Source organism: Bacillus sp. 3255, assembly GCF_031456485.1.
GTDB lineage: Bacteria > Bacillota > Bacilli > Paenibacillales > NBRC-103111 > Paenibacillus_E.
In genome coordinates, this window is sequence record NZ_JAVDUS010000026.1 from 1 (window position 1) to 16,965 (window position 16,965).

At 52.7% G+C, this 16,965-nt stretch carries 16 protein-coding genes, 12 tRNA genes and 1 riboswitch; of the genes, 26 read left to right on the top strand and 2 right to left on the bottom strand.

The window, feature by feature from the left end; all coding sequences use genetic code 11:
* The first annotated feature begins 17 nt into the window (after positions 1-17).
* The 20 genes from J2X61_RS31155 (at position 18) to J2X61_RS31250 (ending at position 7,377) form a co-directional block, all read left to right on the top strand.
* Positions 18-93: transfer RNA gene (locus tag J2X61_RS31155), tRNA-Asn, on the top strand.
* A gap of 27 nt (positions 94-120) precedes the next feature.
* Positions 121-212: transfer RNA gene (locus J2X61_RS31160), tRNA-Ser, on the top strand.
* Positions 213-251: 39 nt separating this feature from the next.
* A tRNA-Glu gene (locus J2X61_RS31165) sits at positions 252-326 on the top strand.
* A 28-nt stretch (positions 327-354) separates the two neighbouring features.
* A tRNA-Val gene (locus J2X61_RS31170) sits at positions 355-427 on the top strand.
* 16 nt (positions 428-443) lie between these two features.
* A tRNA-Met gene (locus J2X61_RS31175) sits at positions 444-520 on the top strand.
* Between the two features lie 29 nt (positions 521-549).
* Positions 550-626: transfer RNA gene (locus J2X61_RS31180), tRNA-Asp, on the top strand.
* Positions 627-641: 15 nt separating this feature from the next.
* A tRNA-Lys gene (locus J2X61_RS31185) sits at positions 642-714 on the top strand.
* A 12-nt stretch (positions 715-726) separates the two neighbouring features.
* Positions 727-811: transfer RNA gene (locus tag J2X61_RS31190), tRNA-Leu, on the top strand.
* A gap of 146 nt (positions 812-957) precedes the next feature.
* Complete coding sequence (locus tag J2X61_RS31195) at positions 958-1,209, top strand: DUF1450 domain-containing protein (protein ID WP_274473429.1); 252 nt, start codon at positions 958-960, stop codon at positions 1,207-1,209.
* Positions 1,210-1,327: 118 nt separating this feature from the next.
* The gene (locus J2X61_RS31200; protein WP_274473427.1) at positions 1,328-1,837 is read left to right on the top strand and encodes a ferritin; all 510 of its coding nucleotides are present in this window, start codon (positions 1,328-1,330) and stop codon (positions 1,835-1,837) included.
* A 138-nt stretch (positions 1,838-1,975) separates the two neighbouring features.
* The gene (locus J2X61_RS31205) at positions 1,976-2,605 is read left to right on the top strand and encodes a GyrI-like domain-containing protein (RefSeq protein WP_310193743.1); all 630 of its coding nucleotides are present in this window, start codon (positions 1,976-1,978) and stop codon (positions 2,603-2,605) included.
* A 35-nt stretch (positions 2,606-2,640) separates the two neighbouring features.
* On the top strand, positions 2,641-3,093 hold the full coding sequence (locus J2X61_RS31210) for a hypothetical protein (protein ID WP_274473425.1): 453 nt from the start codon (positions 2,641-2,643) through the stop codon (positions 3,091-3,093).
* An 11-nt stretch (positions 3,094-3,104) separates the two neighbouring features.
* On the top strand, positions 3,105-3,803 hold the full coding sequence (locus tag J2X61_RS31215) for an AIM24 family protein (RefSeq protein ID WP_310193745.1): 699 nt from the start codon (positions 3,105-3,107) through the stop codon (positions 3,801-3,803).
* A gap of 103 nt (positions 3,804-3,906) precedes the next feature.
* Positions 3,907-3,981 (top strand) — tRNA-Gly (locus J2X61_RS31220).
* 6 nt (positions 3,982-3,987) lie between these two features.
* A tRNA-Arg gene (locus J2X61_RS31225) sits at positions 3,988-4,064 on the top strand.
* Between the two features lie 24 nt (positions 4,065-4,088).
* Positions 4,089-4,162: transfer RNA gene (locus tag J2X61_RS31230), tRNA-Pro, on the top strand.
* Between the two features lie 9 nt (positions 4,163-4,171).
* A tRNA-Gly gene (locus J2X61_RS31235) sits at positions 4,172-4,242 on the top strand.
* 200 nt (positions 4,243-4,442) lie between these two features.
* Entirely contained in the window at positions 4,443-5,375 is a 933-nt protein-coding gene (locus J2X61_RS31240; RefSeq protein WP_310193747.1) for an aldo/keto reductase, read from the top strand.
* 121 nt (positions 5,376-5,496) lie between these two features.
* A riboswitch (cyclic di-AMP (ydaO/yuaA leader) is annotated at positions 5,497-5,644 on the top strand.
* A gap of 1 nt (position 5,645) precedes the next feature.
* On the top strand, positions 5,646-6,548 hold the full coding sequence (locus J2X61_RS31245) for a C40 family peptidase (RefSeq protein ID WP_310193749.1): 903 nt from the start codon (positions 5,646-5,648) through the stop codon (positions 6,546-6,548).
* 169 nt (positions 6,549-6,717) lie between these two features.
* A complete protein-coding gene (locus tag J2X61_RS31250) occupies positions 6,718-7,377 on the top strand; it encodes a hypothetical protein (protein ID WP_274473419.1) in 660 nt (219 codons plus the stop codon).
* A 64-nt stretch (positions 7,378-7,441) separates the two neighbouring features.
* Here the strand turns inward: J2X61_RS31250 and J2X61_RS31255 are convergent, their stop codons facing one another.
* Positions 7,442-8,626, bottom strand: a complete 1,185-nt coding sequence (locus J2X61_RS31255) for a glycosyltransferase family 2 protein (protein ID WP_274473418.1) — start codon at positions 8,624-8,626, stop codon at positions 7,442-7,444.
* Between the two features lie 144 nt (positions 8,627-8,770).
* Between J2X61_RS31255 and yyaC the strand changes: the two genes are divergently transcribed.
* The 3 genes from yyaC to J2X61_RS31270 all read left to right on the top strand — a co-directional run bounded on the left by yyaC (position 8,771) and on the right by J2X61_RS31270 (position 12,730).
* Positions 8,771-9,262 (top strand): spore protease YyaC, encoded by a 492-nt coding sequence (yyaC, locus tag J2X61_RS31260; protein ID WP_396135526.1) that lies wholly within the window; start codon positions 8,771-8,773, stop codon positions 9,260-9,262.
* A gap of 12 nt (positions 9,263-9,274) precedes the next feature.
* On the top strand, positions 9,275-11,083 hold the full coding sequence (locus J2X61_RS31265) for an ABC transporter ATP-binding protein (RefSeq protein WP_379241340.1): 1,809 nt from the start codon (positions 9,275-9,277) through the stop codon (positions 11,081-11,083).
* 669 nt (positions 11,084-11,752) lie between these two features.
* On the top strand, positions 11,753-12,730 hold the full coding sequence (locus tag J2X61_RS31270) for a phosphotransferase enzyme family protein (protein WP_310193756.1): 978 nt from the start codon (positions 11,753-11,755) through the stop codon (positions 12,728-12,730).
* 40 nt (positions 12,731-12,770) lie between these two features.
* Here J2X61_RS31270 and J2X61_RS31275 read toward each other — a convergent pair whose 3' ends face one another.
* Positions 12,771-12,914 (bottom strand): hypothetical protein, encoded by a 144-nt coding sequence (locus J2X61_RS31275; protein ID WP_310193758.1) that lies wholly within the window; start codon positions 12,912-12,914, stop codon positions 12,771-12,773.
* 225 nt (positions 12,915-13,139) lie between these two features.
* Between J2X61_RS31275 and J2X61_RS31280 the strand changes: the two genes are divergently transcribed.
* The 3 genes from J2X61_RS31280 (at position 13,140) to J2X61_RS31290 (ending at position 16,951) form a co-directional block, all read left to right on the top strand.
* Positions 13,140-14,027, top strand: coding sequence for a LysR family transcriptional regulator (locus J2X61_RS31280; protein WP_310193761.1), 888 nt, complete (start codon positions 13,140-13,142; stop codon positions 14,025-14,027).
* 107 nt (positions 14,028-14,134) lie between these two features.
* Positions 14,135-14,572, top strand: a complete 438-nt coding sequence (locus J2X61_RS31285) for a rhodanese-like domain-containing protein (protein WP_310193763.1) — start codon at positions 14,135-14,137, stop codon at positions 14,570-14,572.
* Positions 14,573-15,001: 429 nt separating this feature from the next.
* Positions 15,002-16,951 carry a helix-turn-helix domain-containing protein gene (locus J2X61_RS31290; protein ID WP_310193767.1) on the top strand — a complete coding sequence of 650 codons (1,950 nt, stop codon included), beginning with the start codon at positions 15,002-15,004 and terminating at the stop codon, positions 16,949-16,951.
* The last annotated feature ends 14 nt before the right edge of the window (positions 16,952-16,965 follow it).

A 16,965-nucleotide genomic window follows, 5' to 3' on the forward strand; every position in this document is an offset into this window, starting at 1 on the left:
ACGTTGCCAAGCCGTATTCCCTGATAGCTCAGTTGGTAGAGCACTCGACTGTTAATCGAGTTGTCACAGGTTCGAGTCCTGTTCGGGGAGCCATTTTTTATCCTATACCAGGCTTTTCATGGAGAGGTGTCCGAGCTGGCCGAAGGAGCACGATTGGAAATCGTGTAGGCGTCACAAGCGTCTCGAGGGTTCGAATCCCTCTCTCTCCGCCACTTAAAGTCACGTATACATAAGAAAAGCCTGTTTTTCGGGGCCCGTTGGTCAAGTGGTTAAGACACCTCCCTTTCACGGAGGTAACAGGGGTTCGAGTCCCCTACGGGTCACCATGATTACCATAGAAGTTTTTGTTCCCATGGAGGCTTAGCTCAGCTGGGAGAGCATCTGCCTTACAAGCAGAGGGTCGGCGGTTCGATCCCGTCAGCCTCCATTTTCTATTATAACGACGCGGGGTGGAGCAGCCCGGTAGCTCGTCGGGCTCATAACCCGAAGGCCGCAGGTTCAAATCCTGCCCCCGCAACCAACCTCCTTCGTTGAGGTCATACCTAGTGTGGAGCCGTGGTGTAGAGGCCTAACATGCCTGCCTGTCACGCAGGAGACCGCGGGTTCGAATCCCGTCGGCTCCGCCATTTTTTAAGCAGTGAGAGCCATTAGCTCAGTTGGTAGAGCACCTGACTTTTAATCAGGGTGTCGTAGGTTCGAGTCCTACATGGCTCACTTTTGTAATTCGCGGTCATGGCGGAATTGGCAGACGCGCACGGTTCAGGTCCGTGTGGGCTAACCCCCCGTGGAGGTTCGAGTCCTCTTGACCGCATCGCGAAGAACCTTCTCTTTTCCTTAAAGGAAGAGGGAAGGTTCTTCTTTTTTGTACATTTCTCACCATTTAACTGTTGACATTGATTATTATTATCACTAATATCAGGTGTAGCGATAGAATTCAGCTGTGGGGGTAGAGCGAACATGAAAACGATTAAATACTGCTGTCGGAATGAGAAGTTCGGCTCCAAGCAAATATATAAATCCTTGAAGAATGAATATCCGGATTTGAAACAGAAGAAGAAGGACTGCTTAGGCAACTGCAAGCATTGCAAGAAGGAATGCATTGCCATGATCGGTAAGAAAGAGTTATTATGCGCGGCTTCGCCCGACTTACTATATGCACAGCTTAAGCAAATTATTGCTGAATCCAAGGCCGAGACGGTTATGGCCTGAACCCTTCATCCGTGAAAATTGTTGCTTTCTGTTTGTATTTGTACATGGAGTTCTGGTAATCTTGTATGTATGGGGATTGCGCAAATGATAACCATACAGAAAGGATGTGCCGATTACCATGTTGAAAGATGAACTGACAGCAGCTCTGAACGAGCAGATGAACTACGAATTTTACTCCGCGCACGTCTATTTGGCGATTGCTGGTTATTGTGCCGCAGAGAGCTTGGATGGATTCTCGAACTTTTTCATCGTGCAAGCGGAAGAAGAGAAGTTCCATGCCATGAAGATTTTCAAATTCATTAATGATCGCGGGAAGAAGGTAACTTTCGCCGGCATGGATACGCCAGTGAACGAGTACAAGTCGATCCTCGATGCCTTCGAGCATGCATATAAGCATGAGCAAGAAGTAACTAGACGGATTTACCATCTGTCAGACTTGGCGCTTAATGATCGTGAGCATGCTACGATGCAATTTCTCAAATGGTTCATCGACGAACAGGTTGAGGAAGAAGCGATGTTCGACAGCATTATCAATAAGCTGAAGCGCATTGACAAAGACAGCAACGCCTTCTTCATGTTGGATGCTGAATTTGCACAGCGCACCTTCACTCCGCCAGCAGGGGAATAATTACATACGATATTCATGAGGCAAAAGCTTACCTTTTTCGCGAAAATTAGCGATGGGTAAGTTTTTTTCTATTATGCTGACGGATAGCTGTCAGGGTTTATCCGGTATACTGACAGAAAAACAAGAAGGATGTGTCTTATGGATAAATTGGATTTGGCCAAAGCGGACATAGCTTACTACGGGGCTCTAAGGAAGCCTCAGGTTATCGATTGTGAGCCTTTATGGTATGTTTCGATTACGGGCAAAGGCGATCCGGACGGAGAAACCTTCGCACGGGCCACAGAGGCGCTTTACACGGTTTCCTATGGCGTTAAGGGGATTTATAAGGCCGAGCTGAAAGACTTCACCGTAGCGAAGCTGGAAGGCTTGTGGTGGGTCCTTGGAGATATCACGCAAGCATTAAAGGTCCCAAGGGAGGAGTGGCACTGGAAGCTGCTCATCCGGATGCCCGCATTCGTGACGGAGCAGAAGGTCGCAGAGGCCCGCGCAGCGGCAATGAGGAAGAAGAAAGAGCTGAAGATCATCGCATCCGTTGAGTTCGAAAGATTGCATGAAGGCAGATGTGTACAGATGCTGCATGTCGGACCTTATGCGACGGAACCGGAGACGCTCGATGAAATGGACCGATTCATGGAAGCCAATCATCTGAAGAAGAGCGGGCTCCATCATGAAATCTATTTGTCCGATCCGAGAAAGGTAGACACGTCGAAGTTACGGACGATTTTGCGATATCCGGTAGAGGTGGTGGAAGGGGGACTTTTGCGGTAAAATAAAAGAATATTGTCGAATTGGAGGGGAAGTCTATGCGAATGCGCAGTACGATGGCGACCGGTCGAGTGCTCGTAACTCTGTTCATATGCATAGGGCTAATGAACCCTTCTTCGGCGGAAGCTTCTTGGCTGGATCGCGTGAAAGACATTTACCAGATGCCAGAGAATATCGAGCAGATTCAGAAAGAATATGAGACTACCAAACAGCAGTTAGAAGAACAGAAAGATCAGCTGGCTGAAACGATTCGCCGGTCTGAAGAAACGGAAGCCAAGCTGTTGGAGCAAAATGAGCAGCTCGTTAATGAAAATAAACAGCTGCAAGAACGATTACGAGTCATGGAGCAAGCAGCGCTCGATAAAGAGCGGCGGAATCGTAAAATCACGAACATGGCCGTTGCTGCCGCGGCGCTGGTAGTGCTTTATTTCGTGCTGGGGCGCGTGTTTCGATACATGGTATGGCGGAGGCAGAAGCGTCAGATGAAATAGGAGGCTGGGGCATGGAAGTGGCTATGGAACATGCAAACTCGCAGGCCAGAATGGCCACCTTGCGCTTGGATCAGGGGGAAGTTGTTCATGTGCTGCATCCGAATCAGATCGCAGCGTTCCAAGGGAGGTCCGAGCAGCGCGAGGATTCCTTGATGAAGCTGCCTGGCATGTACCGGAAGAAACGGTTGATTCAATCGCGGCTGCAGGGTCCCGCTCAGCTTCTGCTGGGGCTGCCTGACGGCTACAGCATGTCTGTCGTGCCGATCGGGGCGGAAGACGATTTGTTATACGAATTCCGGCATGTGTTGTTCTATACCGAAGGCGTCAGCTTCTCCTCTCACCTGCAAAATGTGAAACATACGCTCATCACGCAGGATCTGGTGAAAATGCAGTTCAAAGGTCCGGGATCATTGGGACTGTTGACGGCGGGGCCGCTGTACCAGATGGCTTTAGATCCGGAGCAGCCTTTATATGTGGACACCACCTGTCTTGTCGCATATCCGCGAAATGCGCAGCTTCGTCTGTGCGTATACGGCAACACGCTGGCGAGTCAACATATGAACTACCACTGGGAAATGACCGGGAACGGACGGGTTTTGCTGCAGCCATGCAAGCCGGACCGCAAGTTGGACGAGCATATGAGGAGCGATAGTTTGCTGCGGCGTATTGCCAAAGAGGTGATACCTTTTGGCGGTATTTTTATTAAATAAGCGTTGGGAATAAAAAACATTTGCATTTGTCTTCGATTCCTGATATATTATTCCTTGTCGCCTCTGAGATAAAGTTGCTCGGGCGAGAAGCAAGACATACCGTGCGGAAGTGGCTCAGCGGTAGAGCATCGCCTTGCCAAGGCGAGGGTCGCGGGTTCGATCCCCGTCTTCCGCTCCATTATTTGCGCCCTTAGCTCAGCTGGATAGAGTATTTGACTACGAATCAAAAGGTCGGGAGTTCGAATCTCTCAGGGCGCGCCATTTCTATCAAGCTTCACACATTATCGGGACGTAGCTCAGCTTGGTAGAGCACCTGCTTTGGGAGCAGGGGGTCGCATGTTCAAATCGTGTCGTCCCGATAAATATTCGCGGGTGTAGTTCAATGGTAGAACTTCAGCCTTCCAAGCTGGTAGCGTGGGTTCGATTCCCATCACCCGCTTCACAAGAGAAAGATCACCTTCGGGTGGTCTTTTTTCGTTTCCAGCGGAGAACGAAGTGAATGCCGCCGGGGTTCAACCACCCATGATGAGGTTTCTTGGCAAATGGTGGCCATAAGCGTTATACTAAATATGTTAACGTGTGCAAAGGCAGACATATTTTCATACCGCAAATTTATTTCAAAGAAATGAGGTCGGCAACGTGAAAGCGAAAAAGCTAGGAAATGCCGGATTTGACATCTCAACCATCACCTTCGGATGCTGGGAATTGGGCGGCGGCCCATGGGAGTTCACGAACGATCAGAACAACATAGCACTCATCCGCCAAGCGTTCGAGCAGGGAGTTACGACGTTCGATACCGCTGAAGGCTACGGGAACGGACACTCGGAAGAAATCGTCGGAGCCGCATTGGCCGATATACGCAAGGATTGTATCATCACGACTAAGGTGAGCAGAAGCAACTTGAGTCCTCAAGATGTGCGCAAATCCGCTGAGAACAGTCTCTCGCGCTTGAAAACAGACTACATAGATATTTATTACATTCACTGGCCATCTTTTGAAATCCCGGTACAGGACACGCTCTCAGAATTCGTTAAGCTGAAAGAAGAAGGCTTGATTCGCGCGATCGGAGTGTCCAATTTCTCCTTGGAGCAGCTGAAGGAAGCGGTAAGCTATGCGCAGATCGATGTGATCCAGCCGGAATACAGCTTGCTGCACAGAGCCATCGAACCGGAAATTGTACCGTTCTGCGAGGAACACAGCATCGGCATTATGAGCTACAGCTCGATCGCGAAGGGGATTCTAACCGGTGCCTTCCATCTTCAAGGCAAAACGCTCAAGGCGGATGATTTCCGTAGTACAAGACGGTTATTCTTGCCCGAGCACATGGAGGCGGAGAAGGAGCTTCTGTCCCTGATGAAAGAGCTGGCCGATGCGAAGCAGGCAACCGTATCGCAAATCGCTATCGCATGGCTGCTTCATCAAGAGGCGCTGACTTCCGCCATTATCGGCACGCAGGATGAGCATCATCTCCGTAACAATGTTGCCGCGGCAGCGCTCGAGCTATCCGCATCCGAGCTGGAGCAGCTGAGCGCAGTCAGCAACCGCGCATTATCGGTGATCGGCTATAACTAATGGCAAGGGGTTAAGCGATTCTGCTTAACTCCTTTTTGCTGTTCTGGGTGTGCTTTTCATTGGTAAAACTTACCTCACCATAAAAGTTGTACCTCTCTAGGAAACTATGCTAGTCTAACATAGACAAAAAATGCCGAATCCTGGAGCAGCAAAAGCTCCGGTACGGGGGACTTCTTTACTTGGGGTGAATGAGCGCTGCCCATGGCGCACTAGGGAAAACCTCTTCCCGAACCCGTCAACTAACCTCGGAGGCTTCAAGGAGGCAAAGCTTTGAAATCTTTTTCATCACGTCTTATTTGTTCATGCGCTCTGCTCTGCGCCGCTGTTCCTCTGTTTGCAGCTCCAGCCGCCGAGGCTTCGCAAGCCGCTCCGTCCGACCGTACTGTCAAGGTACAGGTCAATGACGAGCTGCTGAAGTTCCCGGAAGTGCAGCCTTACATCGATGCCCAAGGCATCATGCAAGTGCCGCTCCGGGTGTTGTCCGAGAAGCTGGGCTATCAGGTAAGCTGGGAGAAGCTGGCCAATGAGATCGAAGTCACGCTGGTCAATAAGCAGCAGTCGATCATGCTGGTTACCGATCAGCAGCAGGCGATCGTGAACAGTAAGAAGATCAGCATGGAAAGCGCTCCAACCGTTTACGAAGGCAACACCTACGTTCCGCTGCGTTTCATCACCGAAACGTTCGGTTCGCCGATTGAGTGGAATGAACCTAACCAGATTGCGATTGTAGAAACGGACGGACAATCGCACAAGCCGGCCTGGATAGCGCCGCCGCCGGCTCCGAAAGCGGCTCCGAAAGCCGCGCCTGCCGCCGTACCCGTAAATGAGCAAATCATCCAAACGGCTAACGCTTATATGGGTGTGCCTTATGTATGGGGAGGAACGACGCCGAACGGATTCGATTGCTCCGGTTTCGTAAGGTTTGTATATCAAGCCAAAGGCATTGAGCTTCCGCGTACATCCGCGGAGATGCACAGTGAAGCAGGCACCCAGGTGACCGATTTGAAGGTCGGAGATTTGGTGTTTTTCGCTTCCAAAACCGTGAATCACGTAGGCATTTACTTGGGCAATGGCCGCTTCATCTCAGCGACTAGCTCCAGAGGCGTGGCCGTGGACAGCTTATCCAGCTCGTACTGGAAAGCAAGGTACGTCGGAGCGAAAAGAGTTCTATAAGGTAAGAACGACACGAACACCTGTTTCCCATGCGTCTTTCGCAAGAAAGCCATCGGGAGCAGGTGTTTCTTTTTATGCAAAAAAATGCGATTTTTATCGAAATTTTATGATTTTTAGCCTATAATGAAGAAATGTTTGGAAGTCAGAGAGAGCGGGTGAACACGCACGCATGCAACTAAGTGTCTGGAAAAGCTGGTTTCACAAAATAAGACATTCGAATAAGACCGACAGCATGTATACCGTGGATAAGGGGCCTGCCATTCCAGAGGAGATCCGGGGGGTCATTCAACAGTTTTTCCGCACGTATAACCATTTCAAGGGAGCCAGAAGCCTGCAAACGGATACGTTTATTAGAGAAGTATTTTATGCGACGAGACAGGATCCCCGGGATCAAAGAACGATCGAAGAGATGGAAGCCTATATTCAACACAAAAATGTGCAGCGGCTGCGTCTGAAATCCTACGTGATCGATGAATATTTGCGCTTGGGCGAGAAGGTTTGCATGATTGGGGTTACGCGGGAATTCAGCAACAGCTTCAAGAATCGCGTGCTTTATTTTCTAACGAAAGAAGAAGGTTCCTGGAAATTTCACCATATCGCCAGATCCCATCACGGGACGGTGCTGGATAAGTTTCAGATCAAAGAACAAACAGGCTTTGTAATAGGCAATGAGAAGGCCGCTCTCCTCTTTATGACACACACCAGTTCCGCCGATGCCTCGACCTACATGACGGGCGATTATGTCCATGTAGAAGGATATCTGGAAGTGGAGCACGAGATAGGCAGCCCTCTGTACTATCGGGTCGTTCGGATGAATCGCGTTCATTAGAAGCCGTCAAAACCGTCTAAGCCGGGTAAGCACTGATTCGTAAGCTTTGCTCATAGAGTAACGCTTATTTGGCGTTTCGTTTCAATTCGCGTAAGGCGTAGAAGGTTCCTCGCCAGTAGATGCCGCCTTGCCGCCAAGTCAGCCATACGGAGCGAACGATGGTGTACAGCAGCAGCGACGCACTGACCGGAAGCAGATAAGCTTCCTCCCCGTTACTGCTCATCAGACGGCTCATTAACTTACGGTACATCCATATCTGCAAAATGACGGTGGCCGCATAAACCGCTCCGCGCCAGTCCCACAAGAAGAGCAGGCCCAACCACGGCCAGATGAAGAAGACGAGCTGTCCGAGGCAGGCCAGCAGGGCGATGAAGTAGCTGTAGCGAAAGCCGGAGAACAGGTTTTTCTCCAAGCCGATAACCGCCTCTCTCAAGGAGCGATACCATTCCACCTGAAGATGGTGTCTGGCGGACAGCACTCTTTGCCGGAAACCGGCTTTCTTCAGCGAAATGCCTAATTGCAGGTCGTCATCGGGTCTAAGCGCGATAGCTTGATGGGTGCCAACCGCTTCATAGGCGCTGCGGCTTACCATATTGAAGGCGCCGATGCCGATACCCGGTTCCCGCGGGTTATCGAGATTAGCCCGCCAAGGCCGGACGAATAAGGAGAAAGAGAACAGAAAGAAATGGACGAAGCCCTTCAGCAGCCGGCCCCTGGCTATCATATGCGGGGTCAGTGTGAGATGGTGGACATCGTGTTCTTTCATATAAGCGACAGCGTCGGTAATCGTGCCGGGCGCAAACAAAATATCCGCATCGGTAAACAGCAAATACTGGCCTCTGGCCTGCAGGTAGCCTTGGTACAGGGCATGGTTCTTGCCTAACCAGCCTTCGGGCAGATGCGTGATATGGATAATTTGGAGCTTAGTGCGAATCTCGTTCTTGCCCTCCGACCACTTGCGCAGCTCTTCCAGCCGTACGCCGGTAGCATCCTGGGAGCGGTCGTTCACCGCAATGATCTCAAGACGCGGATAATGCTGCGAAAGGAGGTGCTGAACGGTTTCCTTGATCGTGCGTTCCTCCTCCTTGGCGGCAATAATGACGGAAACAAGCGGAGGCTTGTCCGGGATACTGACCGCCCGCGGCAGCGTGCGCAGGAGTTCAAGACCCCTATGCACGTCCAAAGTAACATAGAGCCAATAGAATAAGGTTAAAATGCCCATAATTCCGATAACACCGACAGTGGACACGATAGACCTCCTTGTGAAAGAATAGAAGTTGACCGCATTATATCATTCATCCTTGATGTAGAGGAAATTTTACGAAATGCTTGTAGAGGAGGTAATGATGAAGTGGAACAAAGGCAGCAAATCCAAGAGCAGTTTTGGAAAAAGATGAATGGCGACCAGCTCGCCTTATTCCTTAAAGCCGTAGGGACGGCGTCGAAGCTTGAAACAAGCAGGCTCTCCTTCGTCTGCATAGGAACGGACCGGTCGACGGGCGATGCCCTGGGACCGCTGGTAGGCAGCAAGCTGACGGAGCTTGGGTACCCGCATGTTATAGGGACGCTCGAGCTGCCCTGCGATGCCAGCAACATCATCACGCGGCTGCGGGAAATTCCGCCGGACAGCGTAGTCATTGCGATCGATGCTTGCTTAGGTCAAAAGCTTTCCGTCGGCATGTACCAGGTCTCGAACCAACCGCTGGCTCCCGGGAAGTCGGTCGGCAAAGAGCTGCCGCACGTCGGCGACTTCACGATTGCCGCTATTGTCAATGCGGACGGACCGAGACAATATAGTGTATTGCAAACGACATCGCTTTACAGGGTGATGAACATGGCGGATGAGGTCGTCAGGGCGATCCGTTATGCTTTTCCCCTCAAATAGACAGCAGGGGTGATGATAATGGGACCAGGTGGTCTAGGGCGACTCTCCGATCGGGATCGGCCCAAAGCGAAGCTGAAGGACGTATCCGTCCGCAGAATTCTGACGCTGTTCCGGGGCTATTGGAGCCAACTGCTCGGTATTATCGGGTTGGCTCTGCTTGGGGCTGTGGTCGGATTAGTCCCGCCGCTTGTCATGAAGGAAATCATTGATGTCGCGATTCCGCAAGGGAGCATGCGGCTGCTGGCCTGGATGGCGCTGCTCATGCTGCTGCTTCCCGTCATTAGCGGTGTGCTCGGCGTCTGGCAGAACCATTTGAATACGAAAGTAACCCAAGGCGTAATCCGGGATTTAGGGCTGTCGCTGTTCCAAAATTTGCAGAGACAATCGATGGCGTTCTTCACGGACGCCAGGTCGGGCGAAATCGTGCAGCGAATTACGGGCGACGTACAGGCGGTGCAGGGTGTCGTTACCTCCCTGGTCGTGTCGACGATTACCCAACTGGTTATTGTCGTAACGACGATTGGCATTTTGTTCGCGCTGGATTGGAAGCTGGCGGTGATTTCCGTGTTAATTTTGCCGCTATTCATGGCACCGGTGAAGAAAGTATCCAAGCTGCGCAAAGCGCTGCGTATCGAAACGCAGAAGGTACGCTCGGACATTACCTCTCAGCTTAATGAGAATTTCGGCATCTCCGGTGCCCTTTTGACGCGGATATTCGGCAGAGAGAAGCAGCAGGAGGCCGATTTCAAGGCCATGAACCAGAAGGTCATGGACTTGGAGCTGCGGCTGAATTTGGTCGGGCGCTGGTTCGGCATGGCGACGAGCACGCTCGGACCGCTCGGTACGGCCATTATTTATATGTATGGCGGTTATTCGGTCATCTCCGGGACGATGTCGCTGGGGGCGATCGTGGCATTCGCCGCTTATCTCGGCCGTCTGTACATGCCGGTAGGCACGCTGCTGAACCTGCAGGTGGAGCTGGGGACGGCGCTTGGCGTGTTTCAGCGCATCTTTGAATACCAGGACATGGTGCCCGATGTCAAGGATGCACCCGATGCGCGGCCGATGGGCCAGGTCGCGGGGAAAGTGGCGTATAAGCATGTTTCGTTCGCCTATAAGCCAGGGCAATACGCGCTGCGCGACGTCAGCTTCGAGGCGCAGCCCGGCGAAATGATCGCGCTTGTCGGACCCAGCGGCGCCGGCAAATCGACGCTGATCGGCATGATCGCGCGGCTGTACGACCCGACGGAGGGCGTCGTCGAGGTCGACGATGTGAACGTCCGCGGCGTAGGGCTTGCCTCGCTGCGCGCGCAAATCGCGTACGTGACGCAGGAATCGTTCCTGTTCCACGCGACGATTGAGGACAACCTGCGCTTCGCGCGGGAGGACGCTACGCGTGAAGAGCTGGAGGCCGCTTGCCGGCAGGCTTACATCCACGACTTCATCGTGTCGCTTCCCGAAGGGTACGGCACGATGGTCGGCGAGCGCGGGCACCGGCTCTCCGGCGGCGAGCGCCAGCGGATCGCGATCGCTCGCGCGATCCTGAAGCGCCCGCGCATCCTCATCCTCGATGAGGCGACCTCGCACTTGGACTCGGAATCCGAGTCCTATGTGCAGGCGGCGCTCGAGGAGCTGATGCAGGGGCGCACGACGCTCGTGATCGCGCACCGGCTCTCCACGGTGCTCGCCGCCGATCACATTCTGGTGATCGAGGCGGGCAGCGTCGTGGAGCGGGGCTCGCACCGCGAGCTGCTGGCCCTCGACGGGCTGTACGCGCGGCTGTACAGCACGCAGTTCGCCAAGGCGGAAGGCGAAGCGTAGATGAAGGCGGTCCCCGTATTGTGCGGGGGCCGTTGTTTTGTTGGCCGGAGCCGGGCGCGGCGGTGGCGCAGGCTGCGTGCACGGTTGCGTGCCAGAGGCTGCGCACAGGTTGCGTGTATGGGCTGCGTGCCCGTAGGCTGTGCACAGGTTGCGTGCACGGATTTCGTGCCCATAGGCTGCGTGCACAAGTTACGCCCATAGGCTACGTGCTCAGGTTGAGTGGCGCAGATGCATGCATATGCCTGAGTGATACAGGCTGCTTGAATAAGCTGCGTGCATAGGCTGAGTGAATGGGATGGAATGCGTGCATTGGCTAGTGAACAGGCTGCGGAAGCTGATGGAGTGGCGGGCACAGGGATCGTCCAAGGCGGCCGGAAATATGATGCGCTATTTATGCCAAAATCACGATTTTGGCAGATGAAAGGGAAATTGAAGCCTTTATTTCGACGAATAGCCTAGTTTCAGTGGAGGATTCGTTGAGATAGCGGCCTGTATTTCCGCTTCATGGGCGAAAGTGCGCGATTTTGCACAAATAGCGGATTGTATTTCCTCCTGCGCGGGCGCTCGTATAGAAAGCGTATGCGTTCGCGCAATCAACGGGGTTATCGCGGTGTGATTTTGCCGGGCATGCCGGGTTTTGAGATGATTAGAGGGAGATGAGCCGGTAGGATGACAGCCAATCATCAAGTGCTTGAGGAAATCGCAAGCCATCTTCATGCGAATTTCGGTTTGAACGTTTATGATGCCGTAGAGCTGCATAAGGGCTGGCTGAATGTCAAATGGCAGCTGAAGACGGAGCGCGGTTTATTTTTCGTGAAATATTATCATCCGAACCGGTACAGGCTCCACCTGCCAGAGAAAAGGAAAAAAATCGAGCAAACGCTGCAGCTGCAGACACAGCTGTTTAAGGCGGAGCTGCCTTGTCCGCAGGTGCTTGGCCGGGAGGGCCGCTTCATTCAGGAGACTGCCGCAGGCCAGCAGTACGCCCTCATGGAATGGCTGGATGGATGCACAGCGGAGGCGGGAGACATCAGCGAGTTCCATATGTATGAGCTGGGACGAACGACAGGCCGGATGCACTGGCTGCTTCGGGATGTTCGACCGGGGAAGGCTGCATGGAAGCCGGATCAAGCGGCCAGCCTGACAGGGCTGCAGGCGAATCTGGAGCAGGCGCAACAGGCGGGGAACGGGCCGCTTGCGGAGCTGTTGGAGCGGGCCATCGGCAATGTCCGGGCGCTTGATTGTGAACGGCTGGCCGAGAGTCCGACAGGTTGGCTGCATTGGGACCTATGGGTGGATAATTTGCTGCTAAATGAGAAGGGTGTAGCGGGTATCGTTGACTTTGACCGCATGGATGTCGCGTATCCGGAGATCGATGCCGCTCGCGCCGTATTGTCGGGTGCTTGGACAAATAAACGGGTCCGGATCGAGGCGGTACGCGCCTTTCTTGAAGGCTACCGGCAGCATGCTGCCGCGCCTAAGGGCATGCTTCTTCGAGCATTGCGCATGTTGTACTTGATCGAATCCGTCTGGTGGTTGCGTGCGGAGATCCTGGAGGATGCCGGTGTGCCGGCGCGCTTTTACCAAGAGCTCGTGTGGCTGACGGAAGAGTGGGACCGATTGGCTGATTTGCTAGAGGGGCTGTAGCATGAGAATCGGCTTATCGCGGCCAAACGGTTTACGCTTTCTACGGGGCGTACGGATCCTCCCGCACTCGGTTAGCCTGCAGTGGCTTGCTTCCATCGCTGAGCCCGTAGGCTCCATGCAGATTGGGCCGCGAAGCGGGATAGGCATGAAGATCGAGCTTGCTCCATAGGTCATAATTGAGCATCTCTAGAAGGGAACCGCTACTCAGTTGTTTTATTCATCAGTCCCCTAACGACGTACAGCACGAAGCCTCTGATTCCAATTGGTCACCAAGACGCTGCATTATGATATGAATCTGTCTCTACCTGCTCCTAGCTGAACATGTAAAGCCACGGATAAGCAGTAGCTATAAGGACATGCGTAGTATGCTATGATGGAGAAAAGCAAGTTGATGAAAGGAGGGATCGCGTTGGAGCTCACATATTTGAAAACCTTTCGCGAAGTCGCCAAATGGGGAAGCTATACACGCGCAGCGGAGGTGCTTGGCTATGCGCAATCGAGCATAACGACGCAGATCCAAAAGCTCGAGGAAGCTTACGGGGCGGTGCTGATCGAGCGGTTCGGCCGCAGCATGAAGCTGACGCTGGCCGGTGAGGCGCTGCTGACGTACGCCAATGACATCTATAGGCTCCATGAGGAATCCAAAGAAGTTGTCTCGCGGCAGTCCAAAGGGATCCTTTCGATTGGCACGATTGAGACGCTAGCCGCCTTCTTTCTTCCGCCCCATCTGCAGACGTACCGGCAGCGCTTCCCGGAGATCAGTGTGATGATTCAGCCGGGCAACGAGCCGCACATTATCGAAGCGGTGAAAGAGGGAGCGGTCGATGTAGGGATCATTTTAGATCCGCCTTTCACGGATCCTGAGCTGCACTGCACCATTTTGCGTGAAGAGGAGCTGGTCGTGATTGCGAGTCCCGAGCACAGATATGCCGGAATGAGTGTTGTGCAAATCACCGATCTGGAGAAGGAATCTCTGATATTGACCGAGGAGGGCTGCACGTACCGGGCGATGCTGCTTGGGACGCTGAAGAGAGAGCAAGTCAGCTTCACGCTATCCTATGAATTCGGTAATCTGGAAGCGATCAAGCAATGCGTGATGTACGGGTTAGGCGTCGCTCTACTGCCGCGAATTGTCGTTGCGGAAGAGGTTCGGAAGGGGAGGCTGGCCGCCGTGACGCTTGCTCATCCGGAGTTCAAATTCTACACGCAGCTTATTTATGCCAAGAAGAAATGGCAGTCCCACGCGTTCAAAGGCTTCCTGGACACCATCGGCGCATCCAATTATCAAAAAGAATGAAGTATACTATCGATTACTATCGATAACTCCAAAGTTGGGGACTGTGTTATAGTCATCTCAAGTCATTCAGTGCTTGTAAAAAACCAACTTGATGGAGGTTATCGAATATGAATCAACTACCTGTATTTTCGCTCGTCTTGGAAACACCCGCTGCATCCCCGGAAGCTGTTCATCGTCATTATATGAATAAATTGTCAGTCGAAACGGATGTCGCCGATGTGCGATACGACCTGCAGCATGGGCTGAACGATTTCGTGTTGATCGACGTTCGCAGCAGCAAAGCCTACGAGGAATGCCACATTCCGGGTGCGATCAATTTGCCGTCCAACCAGATCAATGAAGCGGCTACGGCCCACTTGTCCAAAGAGCAAGTGATTGTCGTCTACTGCTGGGGACCGGCATGTAACGGTGCTACGAAAGGTGCCGCCCGGCTGTCCGGACTTGGCTTCCGCGTGAAAGAAATGCTCGGAGGTATCGAGTATTGGCGCAAGGAAGGCAACGAAGTGGAGGGCACGTTGGGGCAGGCGGCTCCACTGGTCGGATAACGGCAAGTAACGTTTTAGAAAGATGTCTTCAAGCCATGCTTGGAATGATGACCCATAGGTTAGACACTTTGGTAAAAGTGCCCCTACGTGTCGTCGTTCAGTATGGTTTGGGGCATCTTTTTTTTTGCCCTGTGCAGGAATATCGCCAGTTAAAATAACGATTGACGGCCGAGGGTGCCTTATACATGGAATTTAGCAGGTGACTCTCCAGTTATCACGTCAGAAAGAGGTTCATTCCGCTGTAAGAACAGAAGAAATGCCAGTTAGGCTTGTTATCCCGGACAACAGGTCGTTTCTAGGCGATTGGAAAAGGGTTGGAAATTATAATTGATATTGATTATCACTATCAATATAATAAGGCTATTGAATTGCTTATCATCCAACTTATGCCAGGGGGTGTACGGGAAGTTGTCTTTTCAGGAGCAAATCATGTTGTGGAATCATGCAGCGCTTAAAGTGCTGGATGTGCGCCGCACCATTCTTCAGCCTGGCGAACACGTGCATGGCTACCAGCTTCCGGCCAGCGTATTCGTATATGCGCGGGGGCGTGCCCAAATTCTGCTCGACAATATCGTATATGCAGCCGATAAATGCCATATTTGTCATGCAGGCAAGGGCACTTTCCTGGATATTGTGAATGTCTCGGAGACCTTCGAATACTTTATGGTGTTCTATAAAGCAGTGCTGACGCTGCCGTCCCGCAAGGAGCTGCTGCGCCTGCAGGAGAGAAGCAATCCGTTTAACCAGCAATTCGGGTTCGTACCCCGGCAGCCGCTTGCTTTGTTCTCAAGAATGGAAGACATGCACCGTCTGTGGATGCAGATGGATATGCTGGGTAAGTTCCATGTCAAAGCGATTTTCCATCAGATGATCTATGAATGGCTGGAGCAAGTGCAGGAGCAGGGCGGCGAGATGACCGGCCCGGAGCCGGTCGGCCAAGCCATCCGCTATATGCAGGAGCATTACGCCGAACAGATGACGCTGCAGGGGCTGGCGGAGCTGCTGGACTGCAATGCGCGCCAATTACAGCGGCTGTTCAAGGCCAAGGTCGGCATGGGGCCGATGGATTACTTGATTCAGCTGCGGCTCAGCAGGGCCAAATCGCTATTGCAGCACACGGATGTACCGCTGGCCCAAATCGCAGAGGATATCGGATATATGGACAGCTACTATTTTGGCCGGATATTCAAGAAGCACATCGGCGTCTCCCCTGGCCGCTTCAGGGAGCAGTTCAGCCAAGCGGAGCGCTGTCGTCATAATCCATTGCAACCGTCGCAATTGCCCATTGTTCCCAGTAAATTGCAATCGTATAGTGAGTTGAGTGAGGATGAAAATCATTTTCAAGAGCGTGGTGGAAATCCGCGCTACACCTATTCCGGCACTAGAGCTTCCATAGCGGTCAGCTTCATACTTACACTATCCCTGCTTCTTAGCGTATGCGCGCTGCCGACTTTGGCAAGCGCACGAAGCGTCTATGAGAGCCGGACTTCTCCAACGGATGCGACCTTGAAGGGAAGTGCAGTTGTGCAGGCGGAACGGAAGATTGACCACGCAAGGGGCCAATTGACGCTCGGCCAAACACCGGACCATATTATCGTCCTGGATGCGCAGTACATCGATCAACTGCTGGCACTGGGCAAGCAGCCTTGCGGGAGCGTTATCACAACTAGCGATGCTTCGACATTCCCTGCCTATGTTTCTCATATGCTGGATGATGTCAAAGTTATGGGAACGAAGGAGAAGCCGGATCTGGAGGCCATTCGCCTGGCAGCCCCCGATCTGATCGTCTGTACGGAGTTGCAAGCGGAAGTGTATGACGAGTTGGTCAAGATTGCCCCGACGCTGCAACTGGAACGGAACGCGGATTGGCGTTCTACGCTCCGTACGTTTGGTCAAATTTTGGGCAAGGAGCAGGAGGTGCCGGACGTTCTGGCAGCGTACAATGAGAAAGCTGCCTTGCTGCGGAGGGAGCTTGCCGCCAGATTAGGCAGCGAGACCGTCGCTTTAATCAGACCGCGCGACAATCAGCTTCGGCTGCACACGCAGGCGCATCGTACAGCGGATATTTTGTACGGAGATTTGGGGATGCAGCCTCCGGTTTGCGCCAGTGCCGAGATGCCATCGAGCCGATGGACGACGCTTGAGGAGCTGCAAAATGTGGATCATTTATTCCTTCTGACGGATGACTCCAACTGCGAATTGATTGGCGAATATTGCAAATCCGAAGGTTGGAAAAGGCTGAGAGCCGTACAAGCCAATCATGTCTATACCGTTAATACGACAATGTGGATCGGCTACTATGGGCCGATAGCCATCGACCTTATTGTGGATGAAATCGCTGAAAGCCTGCTGCGTCACGGGCCGCTTCAATCTAGATAACCTCTTACTACATA